Source organism: Paenibacillus sp. S29 (assembly GCF_049319765.1).
In the GTDB taxonomy this organism is placed as follows: Bacteria; Bacillota; Bacilli; order Paenibacillales; family Paenibacillaceae; genus Paenibacillus; species Paenibacillus polymyxa_B.
Map to the genome: position 1 here is coordinate 1 of NZ_JBMOUI010000030.1, position 17,786 is coordinate 17,786.

The 17,786-nt window shown below is 52.8% G+C and carries 1 protein-coding gene; it reads left to right on the forward strand.

What is annotated here, in order from left to right; genetic code table 11:
* Positions 1–17,786 (forward strand): non-ribosomal peptide synthase/polyketide synthase (locus tag ACL9RM_RS25920; protein ID WP_414126675.1); only part of this gene is annotated, 17,786 nt, incomplete at both ends.

Here is a 17,786-nt window from a genome sequence, read left to right on the forward strand (position 1 = left end):
TCGGATGAAGCCTACTGGCAGCAGCTGGAACAGGCCAAAGCGAAAGCGGCAGCGCTACCTAAGGATTTCGCCTACGAAGGCTCCTTGAATGCAGACAGCGAAGTGCTGACGGTGGAGTGGACCGAGGCTGAAACCCAGCAACTGCTAAAGCAGGCCCATCGCGCTTATAACACCGAGGTCAATGATTTGCTATTGACCGCGTTAGGATTGGCGATGCACAACTGGACAGGCGCCGGACAGGTGCTGGTGAATCTGGAGGGACATGGCCGGGAAGCAATCCTGCCAGAGGTGGATATTACACGTACAGTAGGCTGGTTTACGAGCTTGTATCCGGTGCTGCTGGAAATGGGCAAGGGAATGACACTGGCACAGCACATCAAAGAAACGAAGGAAGGTCTGCGCCGCATTCCGCATAAAGGGCTGACCTATGGCACATGGCGCTACTTATCTCCTGCGTCTGCATCAGGTGAAGCGCAGGCGAGTGCAGAAGAACCGGAAATCAGCTTTAACTACTTGGGACAGGTCGATCAGGATGTGCAAAACAGTGGAATCACATGGTCATCCTATAGCGCAGGGGAGACAGAGGATGCCCATTCACCGCTGCAATATACGCTGGATTTGAATGCAATGATCTCGGAAGGCACGCTGCGCTTGACGATCGCTTACAGCCGTAAGCAGTATCGCCAAGAAACGCTGGAACGTGTGGCAGGACTGCTGCAATCCGCTTTGCAAGAGGTGATTACGCATTGTGTCGCTCAGGAACAGCCGGAGCTGACGCCGAGTGATGTGTCCTTCAAAGGTCTGACGACTGGAGAGCTGGAACAAATCGCGGAACAGGCGGCACATACCGGTGAGCTGGAAAATGTATACGCGCTGACGCCGATGCAAAAGGGGATGCTCTTTTACAATCTGATGGATTCGCAATCAGGAGCTTATTTTGAGCAGGCATCTTTTGATCTGCAAGGACATTTTAATATTGATGCGTTTGCGGCAAGTTTGGATGTATTGGTGCAGCGGCATACGGTACTACGCACGAACTTCTACAGCGGCTGGAAAGATGAACCGCTTCAGGTCGTGTATCGGAATAAGCGCAGCGAACTGTATGTAGAGGATTTGCGGGATATGGAGCAAGAGCGGCAAAACGATTACATCCTCGAATATACGCGTAAAGACAAGCAAAGAGGCTTTGATCTGGCGCAAGATGCTTTGATGCGTGTGGCTGTTTTGCGCACAGGTGAGGATGCGTACCGTTTTGTATGGAGCTTCCATCATATCGTGATGGACGGCTGGTGCTTGTCGCTGGTGACAGGCGAAGTGTTTGCGAGTTATTTTGCGATACTGGCTCATAAGCAGCCTGAACTGGCCCCTGTAACGCCGTACAGTCAATATATCGAATGGCTGGAACAGCAGGATCGTCAGGCCGCATCAAGTTACTGGAGCAAGGTTCTGGAAGGATATGAGGAACAGTCCCGCCTGCCACAGGCTAAAATGCAGGGCAAAACGGAATATCAGGCGGAGCGTCTGGATTTTGACTTGGGCGCGGATCTAACGGCAGGCATTCAGCGCGTAGCCAAGCGTTATCAGGTAACGATCAATACGTTGATGCAGACCGTTTGGGGCCTGTTGCTGCAAAAATATAATGGCACAGATGATGTGGTGTTTGGCAGCGTGGTATCTGGACGTCCGGCAGACATTCCGAATGTGGAGCACATCATTGGTCTGTTTATCAATACGATTCCGGTGCGTATCCGCAGTCAAGTGGACAGCTTATTCTCAGACGTGATGAAGCAAACCCAAGAGCAATCCATTGCTTCCCATGCCTATGATACGTACCCGTTGTATGAAATTCAGGGGTTGTCGGAGCTTAAGCAGGATTTGATCAATCATATTCTTATTTTTGAGAACTATCCGGTAGAGGAACAATTGGAGCAATTAGGCAACGGTAATGAGTCCAGCTTCAGTATCACCGGAGCCGAGTCTGTCGAGCAGACCAACTATGACTTTAACCTGGTGGTACTGCCAGGGAACACCATTCACATGAGCTTTGGGTATAATGCCTTGGCCTTTGAACGGGAAAGTGTAGAGCAAATTCGAGGTCATCTGGTACAGCTGCTGGAACAGGTGACAGCGAAACCAGACATTCGGGTACATGAACTGGATATGGTAACCACGCAGGAGCGTGAGCAAATTCTCAGCGTATGGGGAGATACGGCGACCGAGTATCCAAGCGAGCAAACGATCCATGGCTTGTTCGAGGCGCAAACTGCGCAGACGCCGGAGCAGACAGCCTTGTTCTTTGAAGGAGAGCAGCTGACTTATCGCGAGCTGAATGCACGCGCCAATCGATTAGCTCGTACCTTGCGCAGTCAAGGCGTGACGAAAGATCGTTTGGTGGGTCTGATGACTGAGCGTTCGGTGGACATGATCGTAGGTATCTTCGGGATTTTGAAGGCCGGGGGTGCATATGTCCCTATTGATCCGACGTATCCAGAGGAGCGTATCCGCTACATGCTGGACGACTCAGGAGCGAAGCTGCTGTTAACGCAAAGCCATCTGGTAGACAAAGCCGCTATCGACGGTCATGTGCTGGTGCTGGATGGGGAGCAAACGGTGTACCACGAGGATGATTCCAATTTGGAGCCGTGGTCCGGTCCAAACGATTTGGCGTATGTCATTTATACGTCGGGTACAACGGGGCAGCCGAAGGGCGTGATGCTGGAGCACCACGGGCTATGCAATCTGAAAACGTATTTTGATCAGACACTCAAGATCCGTACGTCGGATCATGCGTTGCTGTTCGCCAGCTATTCGTTCGATGCGGCTTGCTGGGAAATCTTCCAGGCACTGTTCTGTGGAGCCACACTGTATGTACCAACGTCAGAGACGATTTTGAACTACGAGCGGTTTGAGCAATATATGGCGAATCACCAAATCACGGTAGCAGCTTTGCCGCCGACCTATGCGGTCTATCTGGAGCCAGAACGGATGCCAAACCTGCGTATTTTGTTTACGGCGGGTTCAGCATCTTCAACAGAATTGGTGTACAAGTGGAAGGATCAGGTGGCGTACTACAACGGCTACGGTCCAACTGAAAACTCAGTGGCGACGTCCATCTGGCCCGTATCCGAGGATGAGAGAGCCGGACAACTGATTTCCATCGGACGTCCTGTGCCGAATCATCGGGTATACATGCTGGATGTGCATGGACATTTGGCTCCGGTAGGCGTCGCGGGTGAGCTGTGCGTGTCCGGTCCGGGTCTGGCTCGGGGTTATCTAGATCGTCCAGAGCTGACGGCTGAGAAATTTGTATCGAACCCGTTTGCGGCTGGGGAAGCCGGCTATGAACGAATGTACCGTACGGGTGACTTGGCGAGATGGATGCCAGACGGCAACATCGAATATTTGGGCCGGATCGACCATCAGGTGAAAATCCGGGGCTACCGGATCGAGTTGGGCGAGGTCGAGGCACAAATTTTGAAAGTGGAAGACGTGCAAGAGGTCATCGTACTGGCACAAGCGGACGAGCAGGGACAAAACCAACTGGTGGCGTACTATGTTGCTGAACGGGAAGTAAGCGCTGGGGAGCTACGCAGTTTACTGGGCGAGGAGCTACCAAACTACATGGTGCCTTCGTATTTCATCCAGCTGGAGCAGATGCCACTGACACCGAACGGTAAAATCGACCGCAAGGCCCTGCCGGCACCAGAAGGCAGCCTGCAAAGCGGAGCGGATTATGTAGAGCCGCGCACAGCGCTGGAGCAGACGTTAGTGTCCATTTGGCAGGCTGTATTAGGAGCAAAGAGAGTCGGAATTTTGGATAATTTCTTTGATCTGGGCGGCGATTCGATCAAGGCAATCCAGGTATCCTCCCGTTTGCTGCAAGCGGGCTACAAGCTGGACATGAAGGATTTGTTCCAATATCCTTCCATTTCGCTGCTGAGCGGTCATGTACACAAGGTCAGCCGTACAGCCGATCAGCGTGTGGTTTCGGGAAGCGTCAAGCTGACTCCGATTCAACAATGGTTCTTTGGACAATCCTCAGCAGAGCCGTATTATTTCAACCAGTCAGTGATGCTGTATAGAGCACAAGGCTTCGATGAAGCCGCATTGCATCAAACGGTGACCAAGGTAACTGAGCATCATGATGCTTTGCGTATGATCTTCCGTCAGACCGAACAGGGCTATGAAGCGTGGAATCGCGGTCTGAACGAAGGCCAGCTGTACAGTCTGGATGTTGTAGATCTGATGGGCCTCGAAGACGCGACAGATGTGGTGATGGCGATTGAAACGAAAGCCAATGCCATCCAAAGTTCCATTCGTCTGGACGAAGGACCGCTGGTGAAGCTGGGACTTTTCCGCTGCATGGATGGAGATCATCTACTGATTGCCATTCACCATTTGGTCATAGACGGGATTTCGTGGCGGATTGTGTTTGAGGATTTTGCCACGGGATATGAGCAGGCCGTTCGAGGAGAAGCGATTCGCCTGCCTTATAAAACGGACGCTTTCTCCGCTTGGGCAGAGCGCTTATCACAATATGCGAATAGTCCGACCATCAAAAATGAACGTGAATATTGGCAGCATCTCGCTCAAATGGAAGTCGCATCGTTGCCTAAGGATCAAGAGAGAGCGGAGGGACAACATTCTCTAATCAGAGACACTGCGACGGTGACCGTGGCTTGGAGCGAACAGGAAACACGACTGCTGCTTCAGGAAGCACACCGTGCGTACCACACCGAGGTCAATGATCTGCTGTTAACCGCACTCGGCACAGCGGTATATAACTGGAGCGGACAGGAGCGCGTGCTGGTCAATCTGGAGGGACATGGCCGGGAAGCCATTGTTCCAGATATCGACATCACCCGTACCGTGGGCTGGTTTACAAGCCAATATCCGGTGCTGCTGGATGTGGACGGAAAGGCAGCAGTCGGACAGCGAATCAAGCGGGTGAAGGAAGATCTGCGGCATGTGCCGCATAAGGGCATTGGCTACGGCATTTTGAAATATATGTCTCAGCATGATGCCCATCCTTCCTGGACCCTGCAGCCTGAAATTAGCTTTAACTATTTGGGACAATTTGATCAGGACTTGGAAAATGGGGATATCACGCTGTCTTCACATCCAGGTGGAGAGCCGATGAGTGACCATACCGTTCTGGAGCATCCGCTGAATGTGAACGGAATGATTACAGCGGGCGCGCTGACACTGGACATTCGCTATGACAGTAAGGTATATCATCAGCAAAATGTAGAAAAATTTGCGCAGTTGCTGCAGGAAAGCTTGCAGGAAGTGATCGCTCATTGTGCCTCCAAAGAGCGGAGTGAGCTAACACCAAGCGATGTATTGTTCAAGGGCTTGACGCTTGGGCAACTGGAGCAATTGACGGAGCAAACAGCTTCTGTGGGCGAGCTGGAAAATGTGTATGCTCTCTCGCCTATGCAGAAGGGGATGCTGTTCCATAATCTAATGGAGCCGGAGTCAGGTGCCTACTTCCAGCAAGCGTCGTTTGATCAAAAAGGCAGCTTTGATGTTGAAATTTTCCGCAAGAGTCTGGATGTACTGACACAGCGTCATGAAGCGCTGCGAACGAATTTCCATATGTTTGAGACAGGACACAGTCAGGAGCCATTGCAGATCGTGTTCCGTCATAAAGATAGCGACCTTTCCTTCCAGGATATACGGGAAATGCAGGAAGCGGAGCAACAGGCGTATATCCAGGCGTTTAAGCTAGAGGACCAAGCTAGGGGCTTTAATCTTGGTACGGATGCACTCATGCGCGTACAGGTATTGCAGACCCATGAAGAAACGTATCATTTGGTATGGAGCTTCCATCATATTGTCATGGATGGCTGGTGCTTATCGCTCGTTACGGGTGAAGTGTTTGGTACGTACTTTGCGCTGCTGGAGCAGAAGCAACCGGAGTTTGCAGCGATTACACCGTATGGCCAATATATCGAATGGCTAGAGCGTCAGGATGAACGTGCGGCAAAAGAGTACTGGAGCAGCTATTTGGCGGGCTTTGAACAGCAGACGTTGTTACCTGGATCGGATACTTTATCGAAAGACCAAGCGGCTAATACGGTATCCACTACAGCAAGTGAAACCAGCGAGTATGTTTCTGAAAAAATAACGGTAGATCTGGACCCAGCGTGGAGCGAAGCCATACACCGGATCGCGAAGCAGCAACAGGTCACGATTAATACGCTGATGCAGAGCGTGTGGGGCCTTATTTTGCAGAAATATAACAACAACGAGGATGTTATTTTCGGTAGTGTCGTATCTGGACGTCCGACGGATATTGCTGGCGTAGAGCATATGATTGGTTTGTTCATTAATACGATCCCGGTGCGGATTCAAAGTGAACGGAATGCCACTTTTGTGGAAGTGATGCGGAAAACGCAGGAACAGGCACTGGCCTCGGGAGCCTATGACAGCTTCCCGCTATATGAGATTCAGGCATTGACCGAGCAGAAACAGAACTTGATTAACCACATTATGGTATTTGAGAATTATCCGCTAGAGGAGCAAGTTGAGCAGCTGGGTGAAGTTCGTCCGTCCGCTTTTGAAATTACGAATGTAGAGGTTGTCGAGCAAACGAATTATGATCTGGACTTGATTGTGATGCCAGACGAAACCTTCCGCATCATGTTCAGATATAACGCCAATGTATACGATCGGTCTACGATAGAGCGTATGCAGGGACATGTACTGCATGTTATCGAGCAAATTATCGACAATCCACATATCTGTGTGAATGAGCTGGAATTGGTGACACCAGAAGAACAGGCACAGCTCGTTCAGGTCTGGGGGGATACGGCGGTAGTCTATCCGCAAGATCAAACGCTAAGCGCATTGTTTGAGCAGCAGGCCGCGGATACACCGGATCAGGTGGCAGTGTTGTGCGGAGCGGAATCGTTGACCTACGCGGAGTTGAATGAGCGCGCGAACCGTTTAGCTCGGACGCTGCGTGCGGAAGGTGTTAAGCCGGATCAGCCTGTAGGCATACTGGTTCACCGTTCGCTGGACATGATCGTCGGCATTTATGCGATCCTCAAAGCAGGCGGAGCCTACGTACCCATTGATCCAGAATATCCGGCGGATCGCATCCGCTTTATGCTGGAGGACTCGGAAGCGAAGCTGGTGCTGACGCAATCGCATCTGACGGAGCAAGCGTCACGGAGCTTCGACGGCCAGGTGCTGGTGCTGGATCGTCATGAGCAGGATGGCCAAGACATTTACCACAAAGACGGTTCGAATCTGGAGCCACTGGCCGGACCGCACCATGTAGCCTATGTCATCTATACCTCCGGCTCCACCGGGAAACCGAAGGGCGTGATGGTGGAGCACCATTCTGTGCTAAATCGGATTTTGTGGATGCACGATCGTTACGGCTTGAGTTCAAACGATACGGTTCTGCAAAAGACCGCCTTCACCTTTGACGTGTCGGTGTGGGAGTTGTTCTGGTGGTCGCTGGTCGGCTCGAAGGTGAGTCTGTTGTCCGTTGGCGGGGAAAAGAACCCGGAAGACATCGTCGACACGATTGCCCGCGATGGCGTGAGCACAATGCACTTTGTACCTGCGATGCTGCATGCGTTCCTGGAGTATGTGGAGCAGCAGCCACGAGAAGTGATGCAAGCGAAGCTGGGCACGCTGCGCCATGTCTTTGCCAGCGGCGAAGCGTTGCCACCACAGCATGTGGCCCGGTTCCAGCGGCTTGTGTCGAGCCTGGCTGGAGCGAAACTGATCAACCTGTACGGTCCAACCGAAGCGACGGTGGACGTATCGTACTTTGATTGCGAGCCGGATGAGGAATATGGAGTTATTCCGATCGGGAAACCGATTCAGAATATTCGTCTGTACATTGTGAAGGAAGGCACGGAGCAATTGCAGCCGATTGGGGTTGCGGGTGAACTGTGCATCGGCGGTGTCGGCGTAGCCCGAGGCTATCTGAACCGTCCGGAGCTGACGGCAGAGAAATTCGTAGCCGATCCGTTTGCCGGCGGGGAAGCAGACTATGGACGGATGTACCGTACAGGCGATTTGGCGAGATGGATGGCAGACGGCAACATTGAATATCTGGGCCGGATCGACCATCAGGTGAAAATCCGGGGGTACCGGATTGAGCTGGGCGAGGTCGAATCGCAGCTGCTCCAAGTGGAATCGGTACGAGAAGCCGTGGTCACGGCGCGTGCGGATGAAACGGGACAAAAACAAATGGTAGCGTACTATGTCGCGGGGCAAGAGCTGGGTGCCAGTGAGCTAAGAAGTGAGCTGGGCCGAGAGCTGCCAAGCTACATGGTGCCATCGTACTTTGTTCAGCTGGAGCAGATGCCGTTAACTCCGAATGGCAAAATCGACCGCAAAGCCCTGCCAGCACCGGAAGTCAGCCTGCAAACCGGAGCCGATTATGTCGCACCGCGGACGTGGGTGGAAGTGAAACTGGCACACATTTGGCAGGATGTGCTGGGCCTCACGCAGGTCGGTGTGAAGGAAAACTTCTTCGAGATTGGCGGACATTCGCTGCGGGCGACGACACTGGCCTCGAAGATTCACAAGGAGCTGAACAAGCCGCTTCCACTACGCAGTATTTTTGAAGCACCAACGATTGAGCAACTGGCAACGGTGTTAGAAAGTCTGGATCAAGTAACCTATGCGTCCATTCCGGTAACGGAAGAAAGCAGCTTCTACCCGTTATCCTCGGCGCAAAAACGACTGTATGTGCTGCATCAGTTTGATCCAAGTGATGTGAACTACAACATGCCGTCGGTGCTGCAAGTGAGTGGTCCGCTGGATGTGAAACGAGTGGAAGACGTATTCCGTCAATTGATCGCCCGCCATGCGACCTTGCGTACCCGCTTTGAACTGGTGGACAATGAGCCGATGCAATGGGTTGAGGACACCGTGCCGTTCAAAGTGGAATATACGAAGGTACAAGCAGAGCGTGCAACTACGGATACAGATCAGGACACATCTACAGATTTGGATACAGCTACGGACACGACGGTCAGCCAGGAAGCACAAGAACGGGTACGACAGTTTGTCCGTCCGTTCGATCTGAAAGCTGCGCCGCTGCTGCGGGTAGGCTTGGTGGATCTGGGCGCACAAGGAGCAAAGCAGGAATCCCAGCATCTGCTCATGCTCGACATGCACCATATCGTTTCGGATGGTGTGTCGATGGAGGTACTGACCGATGAATTTGTCCGCTTGTATGGCAGTGAAGAGCTATCGCCATTGCGGATTCAGTACAAAGATTATGCGGTATGGCAGCAAAGCGAAGCCCATCAGGAGTGGATGCAGCGTCAGGAAGCGTACTGGCTGGGTACCTTCCGGGGCGGCGTGCCTGTGCTGGATTTGTCAACCGACTTTGCCCGTCCGGCGGTGCAGAGTACGGCAGGGGATACGATCGAATTCGGACTGGAGCGTGAAGTTAGCGAACGCCTGAAAGAACTGGCTTCGCAAACAGGCGCAACCTTGTATATGGTGCTGCTGGCGGCGTACACTACGCTCTTGCATAAATACACAGGCCAAGAAGATATCGTAGTTGGAACGCCGATTGCAGGAAGACCGCATGCGGAACTGGAGAGCCTGGTAGGTGTCTTCATCAACACGCTGGCAATCCGCAATTATCCGTCTGGCGACCAATCGTTCCTGGATTATCTGCAAGAGGTGAAGGAGCATGCGCTCAGTGCTTATGAGCATCAGGACTATCCTTTTGAAGAGTTGGTTGAAAAGCTGAATTTGACGCGGGATACGAGCCGAAATGCGCTGTTTGACACGATGTTTGAGTTGAAAACATTGGAGCAGCAGGAGTTGCAGCTGGAAGGTCTGACCTTACATTCGTATCCGCTGGAAAATCATACGGCCAAATTTGATCTGAGCTTGGATGCAATAGAGCAGCCAGAAGGCATTCTGTGCCGTCTGGAATACAGCACGGCGCTGTATAAGCCTGAGACGATTGTGCGATTGGCACAGCATTTTACCGAACTCGTACGTGCAATTACACTGCATCCACAACAGCCACTGGCAGTTTTGGATATGGTACCTGCCGAGGAAAAAGCACAAATCATCTATGGTTTTGGAAATGTGGGGGTATCGGATGTTGCTGCTGCTGAAGCAGGAGCCTTATTCCACACCTATGTGGAAGAACAGGCGCAGCTTGTGCCGGATCGCGTGGCGGTGGTATACGAGGAGCAGCAACTTACGTACCGGAAACTGAACGAGCGCGCGAACCAATTGGCGCGGAGATTGCGGAATGAAGGCGTTGGCCGCGAGTCGATGGTTGGCATCTTGAGTGAACGTTCGGTCGACATGCTGGTCGGCGTATTGGCAGTGTGGAAGGCAGGAGGCGCCTATGTGCCGCTGGATGCGGATTATCCGTCCGAACGAATTCGCTTTATGCTGGAGGACAGCGGCGCCACGGTACTGTTGACCCAAACAGGATTGCAGGACCGTGCGCAGGTCTGGCTGGAGGAAAGCCAATGGGCTCTGGGCGAAGGAAAGAATGAGAGTGAGCTGGAGACGGCGGTTAGCGCTGAAACGATGGAAAGAGACCGCCTTAGTGAAGGCGTAAGCTTGAAATCAGATTCGAAGTCTGACAGCGAAGCAGCATCCGAACCGGCAACAGTGCTGCGTCTGCATACCGTGCTGGCGTTGGACGATGAGTCGCTGTACATCGGAGATACCACCGATATCGAGCCTATCAACGAACCGCAGGATCTGGCGTATGTCATTTACACGTCCGGGACAACAGGACGTCCGAAGGGTGTCATGATTGAGCATCACAGCTTGGTGAATACGGCTGCGGCGTATCGCCGAGATTACCGTCTGAGCGAGTTCCCGGTACGTTTGCTGCAACTGGCGAGCTTCTCCTTCGACGTCTTCGTCGGGGATATCGCGCGGACGCTCTATAACGGCGGCACGATGGTTATTTGTCCGAAAGACGACCGGATTGATTTTAGCCGTTTGTATGACTGGATTCGCGATTACCAGATTACCGTGTTCGAATCGACCCCGGCCCTGATCGTACCGTTTATGCAGTATGTGTATGAACAGGGGCTGGACATGAGCAGTCTGGAACTGCTGATCACCAGCTCGGATAGCTGCAGTGTGACGGATTATCGGGTGCTGCAAGAACGGTTTGGCGCAGATATCCGCATTATGAACAGCTACGGCGTCACAGAAGCAGCAATCGACTCCAGCTTCTACGATGAAGATCTATCGAAGCTGCCAAGCAGCGGCAATGTGCCGATTGGTCAGGCGTGGCTGAACGCCCGCTTCTACATCGTGGACAGCCAGCTGAATCCGGTGCCGATTGGTGTACTGGGTGAACTGTGCATTGGCGGAGCCGGGGTGGCACGAGGCTACCTGAACCGTGCAGACCTGACGGCCGAGAAATTCGTAGCGAATCCATATGTACCGGGTGAACGATTGTACCGCACAGGCGATTTGGCGCGGTGGATGCCAGATGGCAATGTGGACTTTATCGGCCGGATGGATGATCAGGTCAAAATCCGGGGCTTCCGGATTGAACTGGGCGAGGTGGAAGCACAGCTGCTGACCGTGGACGGCATTCAGAAAGCCATCGTCACCGCCTGGGAAAACGAAGACGGAGACAAGGATTTGTGTGCGTATGTCGTAGCCTCAGCAGCGTTGAATCTGCCGGAGCTGCGCAGCACGCTGCAGCCCAAGCTGCCGGGTTATATGATCCCAACATATGTCGTACAACTGGATCAATTCCCGCTGACACCAAACGGGAAAATTGACCGCAAAGCGTTGCCTACGCCGGAAGCGCGCCTTGAAGGAGGCACAGCGTACGTGGCACCGCGCACACTGCTGGAAGAGCAACTGGTACGTATTTGGCAAAGCGTTTTGAATCACCCGCGGATAGGCATCCAGGATAACTTCTTTGAAGTCGGAGGACATTCTCTGCGCGCGACAACACTGATGGCGAAAATCCATCAGGAGCTGAATTACAAGCTGGCGCTGCGAGATATTTTCCAATATCCGACGATTGAGCAACTGGTGCAGGTGATGGGAGAAGTTCAGACACAGCAAACGTATGTATCCATCCCTGTTGCGGAGGAACGTGCATATTATCCGGTTTCCTCGGCGCAAAAACGGATGTACGTGCTGAGTCATTTGGAAGGCGGAGAGGTTAGCTACAATATGCCAGGCGCTTTGATCATTAAAGGTTCCTTGGATAAAACGCGACTGGAGCAAGCCTTCCGCCAGCTGATTGCCCGTCATGAAGCCCTGAGAACCCGATTCGACATGGTGGATGGCGAGGTGATTCAACGGATTGAATCGGGCGTTGCATTCAACGTGGAGCATGTGCAGGCAAGCGAAGAAGAGACCCAGCAGTACGCACAGGACTTTGTACGTGCATTTGATCTCGCACAAGCACCGTTGCTGCGGGTTCAGTTGGTGGAAACCGGACCGGAGCGTCACGTCATGCTCTATGACATGCACCATATTATTTCGGATGGCGTGACTGAAGGAATTATCGTGCAGGAGTTCTCTCAATTGTATGAAGGCAAGGAACTGCTGCCCCTGCGCATCCAGTACAAGGACTATGCGGTTTGGCAGCATGCCGATATGCAAAGTGAACGTCTTCGTGAGCAGGAAAGCTACTGGCTGAACACGATGGCTGGTGACATTCCAGCACTGGATATGCCAACAGATTTTGCAAGACCAGCCGTGCAGCGTCTGGAAGGAGCGCGATTGGAATTTGCGATCAGCTTGGAGGACAGCGAGCAGTTGAAACAGCTGGCCGCGCAAACGGGATCGACCTTATACATGGTGTTGCTAGCAGCATATAGCACGCTCTTGCATAAATATTCGGGGCAGGAGGATATTATCGTCGGCACGCCGATTGCCGGAAGACCGCATGCGGAACTGGAGGGCTTGGTAGGCGTATTCCTCAACACGCTGGCGATCCGCAATTATCCGTCTGGCGACAAAACGTTCCTGGATTATCTGCAAGAGGTCAAAGAGCATGCGCTCAGTGCTTATGAGCATCAGGAATATCCTTTTGAAGAACTGGTAGAAAAGCTGAATTTAACGCGGGATACGACCCGGAATGCGCTGTTTGACACGATGTTTGAGCTGAAAACATTTGAACAGCAGGAGTTCGAGCTGGAGGGTCTGACCTTTAAAACGTATCCGACGGACAATCATACGGCCAAATTTGATCTGACCTTGGATGCAGTGGAGCAGCCGGAAGGCATTCTGTGCAGTCTGGAATACAGCACGGCGCTGTACAAGGCTGAGACCATCGCGCGATTGGCACAGCATTTTACCGAACTCGTACGTGCAATTACCCTTCATCCGCAGCAGCCACTGGCAGCTTTGGAGATGGTAACCGTCGAGGAGAAGGCACAAATCATCTACGGTTTTGGAGATGTGGGAGTATCGGATGTTGCTGCTGAAGCAGGGGGCTTGTTCCATACCTATGTGGAAGAACAGGCGCAGCTTGTACCGGATCACGTGGCGGTGGTGTACGAAGAGCAGCAGCTTACGTACCGCACACTGAACGAGCGTGCGAACCAATTGGCGCGGAGATTGCGGAATAAAGGTATTGGCCGCGAGTCGATGGTCGGCATTTTGAGTGAACGTTCGGTAGACATGCTGGTCGGCGTGTTGGCAGTGTGGAAAGCTGGAGGCGCCTATGTGCCGCTGGATGCAGACTATCCGTCCGAACGTATTCGTTTCATGCTGGAGGACAGCGGTGCGACGGTACTGTTGACCCAAACGGGCTTACAGGAGCGTGCACAGGCATGGCTCGAAGAAAGCCGACAGGCCTTGGCCGGAGGGCAGACTGAGGGCGAGTTGGAAACAGCGGCTGGCGCTGATACGATGGAATCGAGTACTCTCCATGGAACCCTGAATGGAACAGCAGATTCGCCACCTGACAGCGAAGCAACATCCGAACCGGCAACGGGGTTGCGTCTGCATACCGTACTGGCGTTGGACGATGAGTCGTTGTACACCGGGGATACCACAGACGTCAATCACATCAATGAACCGCAGGATCTGGCGTATGTGATCTACACCTCCGGTACAACGGGACGTCCGAAGGGCGTCATGATTGAGCATCACAGTTTGGTGAATACGGCTGCGGCCTATCGCCGGGATTACCGTCTGAACCAGTTCCCGGTACGGTTGTTGCAACTGGCGAGCTTCTCCTTCGACGTGTTCGTCGGGGATATCGCACGGGTGTTCTATAACGGCGGAACGATGGTTATCTGTCCGAAAGATGATCGCATCGACCCAAGCCGTCTATATGGCTGGATTCGCGACTATCAGATTACGGTGTTTGAATCGACCCCGGCCCTGATCGTACCGTTTATGCAGCATGTGTATGAACAGGGGCTGGACATGAGCAGTCTGGAACTGCTGATCACCAGCTCGGATAGCTGCAGCGTGACAGATTATCGGGTGCTGCAGGAACGATTTGGCGCGGATATCCGCATTATGAACAGCTACGGCGTTACGGAAGCTGCGATTGACTCCAGCTTCTACGACGAAGAACTGTCGAAGTTGCCAAATAGCGGCAATGTGCCGATTGGCCAGGCGTGGCTGAACGCCCGCTTCTACATTGTGGACAGCCAGTTGAATCCGGTGCCGATCGGCGTACTGGGCGAGCTGTGCATTGGCGGTGCCGGGGTGGCACGAGGCTACCTGAATCGTGCGGACCTGACAGCCGAGAAATTCGTGGCCAATCCGTTCGTGCCAGGTGAACGACTGTACCGCACAGGCGATTTGGCGCGGTGGATGCCGGACGGCAATGTAGACTTTATCGGGCGGATGGATTATCAAGTGAAAATCCGGGGCTACCGGATCGAGCTGGGCGAGATTGAAACGGTGATCCAGCGGGTGCCGGGCGTGCGTCAAGCGGTAGTCATCGATCGGACGGATGAGCGTGGACACAAGTACTTGTGCGGATACATCACGGGAGAAGCCGAGCTGCGGATCGAGGAGGTACAGGCCGAGCTGGAAGCAGGACTGCCAGCACACATGGTGCCTGCACGTTTGATGCGACTAGAGACGATCCCCCTGACGAGCAACGGCAAAATCGACCGCAAGGCCTTGCCGGAACCGGAAGGAAGTATTCATACCGGTGCAGCCTATGTGGCACCGCGTACCACGGTGGAGCAAGTACTGGCTGCGGTATGGGCCGGAGTACTCGGCGTGGAAGCGGTAGGCACGCAGGATAACTTCTTCGAGCTGGGGGGCGATTCGATCAAGGCCTTGCAAGTATCCTCCCGATTGCTGCAAGCAGGTTATCGACTGGAGATGAAAGACCTGTTCAGTCATCCAACCGTGTCTGCCTTGGCACTGAAAGTCCAATCGGTGACCCGATTGGCGGATCAGAGCGAAGTGGTGGGCGCTGTGAAACTGACACCCGTTCAACAATGGTTCTTTGAGCAGAACCTGACGGATGCTCATCATCATAACCAGTCCATCATGCTGCATAGCAAGGATGGTTTTGATGAACCGGCCCTGCGCACGGCGATGGATCAAATCGTTAGCCATCACGATGCACTGCGTATCATTTTCCGTCCTACAGAGCACGGTTATGAAGCTTGGAACCGCGCGGTTGGGGAGGGCGAGCTGTATACGCTGGATCGGGCCGACTTCAGAAATGAGTCTGAGGTATCTGCGGCGATCGAGGCCAAAGTGAATGAAATTCAGGCGGGTATTCATTTAAGCGAAGGACCGCTGGTGAAGCTGGGGCTGTTCCATTGCCCAGATGGAGATCATTTGCTGATGGCGATTCATCACTTAGTGGTGGATACCGTATCTTGGCGCATTTTGTTCGAGGATATTACGACCGCCTATGAGCAGGCATTGAACGGACAAGCGGCTCGTCTTCCGCACAAAACGGATTCGTTCCGCATCTGGGCGGATGGGCAGTCTCAATATGCGAACAGTCCGGCCATGGCAGCAGAACTCGCATTCTGGCAGGAAATGGAACAAGGCGTATATAAGCCGCTTCCAAAAGACGAGTCCCCTTCTCATTCCTTAAATAGGGACAGCGAGAACATTACAGTTACGTGGACAGCTCAGGAAACGGAGCAGCTGTTAAAACAAGCGCATCGTGCCTACAACACGGAGATGAATGATGTGCTGCTTACCGCATTGGGACTGACGATTCATCGCTGGGCGGGCTTGGAACGAGTGCTCGTGAGCCTGGAAGGTCATGGACGGGAGTCCATTTTGCCAGAACTGGATATTACGCGCACCGTGGGTTGGTTTACGACCCAATTCCCGGTTGTGCTGGATATGAACGTGGGGCAAGACCTTTCACAGCGCATCAAACATGTGAAAGAAGGACTACGCCGCATTCCGCAAAAGGGCATCGGCTACGGTATGTTGAGATACCTGTCCGCAGCACGTGAGCAAGAGCGTTTTGTAACCGAGCCTGAAATCAGCTTTAACTATTTGGGACAATTTGACCAAGATATGCAAAATCATTCCATTGGCGTATCTCCTTACGCTAGTGGTGCAGAGCTTAGCGCCCATGCAGCCAGATCGCACACGCTGGATATGAACGGACTGATTTCGGAAGGCGAACTGCAATTGACGATCAGCTACAGCAAGCAGGAATATCGTCGTGAAACGATGGAGCAGCTAGCTGAAGAGTTTAGAATCAGTTTGCAGGAAATCATTACGCATTGCACAAGCCGCAAACAGCAGGAGCTGACGCCAAGCGATGTCATGCTGAAACATGTAACCATGGCCGAGCTGGATCAATTGGTAGAACGGACTCGTGACATGGGGGAACTGGAAGATGTCTATGCGCTGACGCCGATGCAAAAAGGCATGTTGTTCCATAGTCTGATGGATGCAGAGTCAGGTGCTTATTTTGAACAAACGACCTTTGATTTGCATGGACGCTTCCAAGCGGATATTTTCCAAGATAGCTTGAATCATTTGGCGCAGCGGCATGAGATATTTAGAGCTAATTTCATCAGCGGTTGGCAGGATGAGCCTGTGCAGGTCATTTTCCGCCGCAAGGATGTTGGTTTTAGATGTGAAGATTTGCGTCATCTGAATGAGCGGGAGCGTGACGCGTATGTGAAGGAATTTATTCGCAAGGACAAGGCAGCCGGATTCGATTTATCCCGGGATGCGTTGATGCGCGTGGCGATTTTACGAACAGGCGACGAGGATTATTATTTTGTGTGGAGCTCTCATCACATCTTGATGGATGGCTGGTGTGTGGCGTTAGTCACGGATGAGGTGTTTGAGGCTTATTTTGCAGCCGTGGAGCATAGACAGCCGAAGCTTGCCCCCGTGACTCCATACAGTCAGTATATTGAGTGGCTTGAAGCACAGGATGTAGAAGCGGCAGCTTCCTACTGGAAGGATTATTTGCTCGGCTATGATCAGCAAACTTCGATTCCGACCGGAAAAGTAGGCGTGAAAGCGGACGGTGCACAATTTGAGCATATCCTGTGCGATCTCGGCAAGGACTTGACCGGACGTATGGAAATGGTGGCTAAGCAGCACCATGTGACCCCGAATACATTGCTGCAAACAGCTTGGGGCTTGCTGCTCCAAAAGTACAACGGTAGTGACGACGCTGTTTTTGGCGGTGTAGTGTCTGGTCGTCCGGCTGATATTACGGGGATCGAAAATATGGTGGGCTTGTTCATTAACACCATTCCAATACGTATCCGCAGTGGGGCTGAGGACACCTTTGCTGACATGATCAGAACGAATCAGCAGCAGGCGCTGACTTCTCAAGATTATGAAACGTATCCGCTGTATGAAATTCAAGC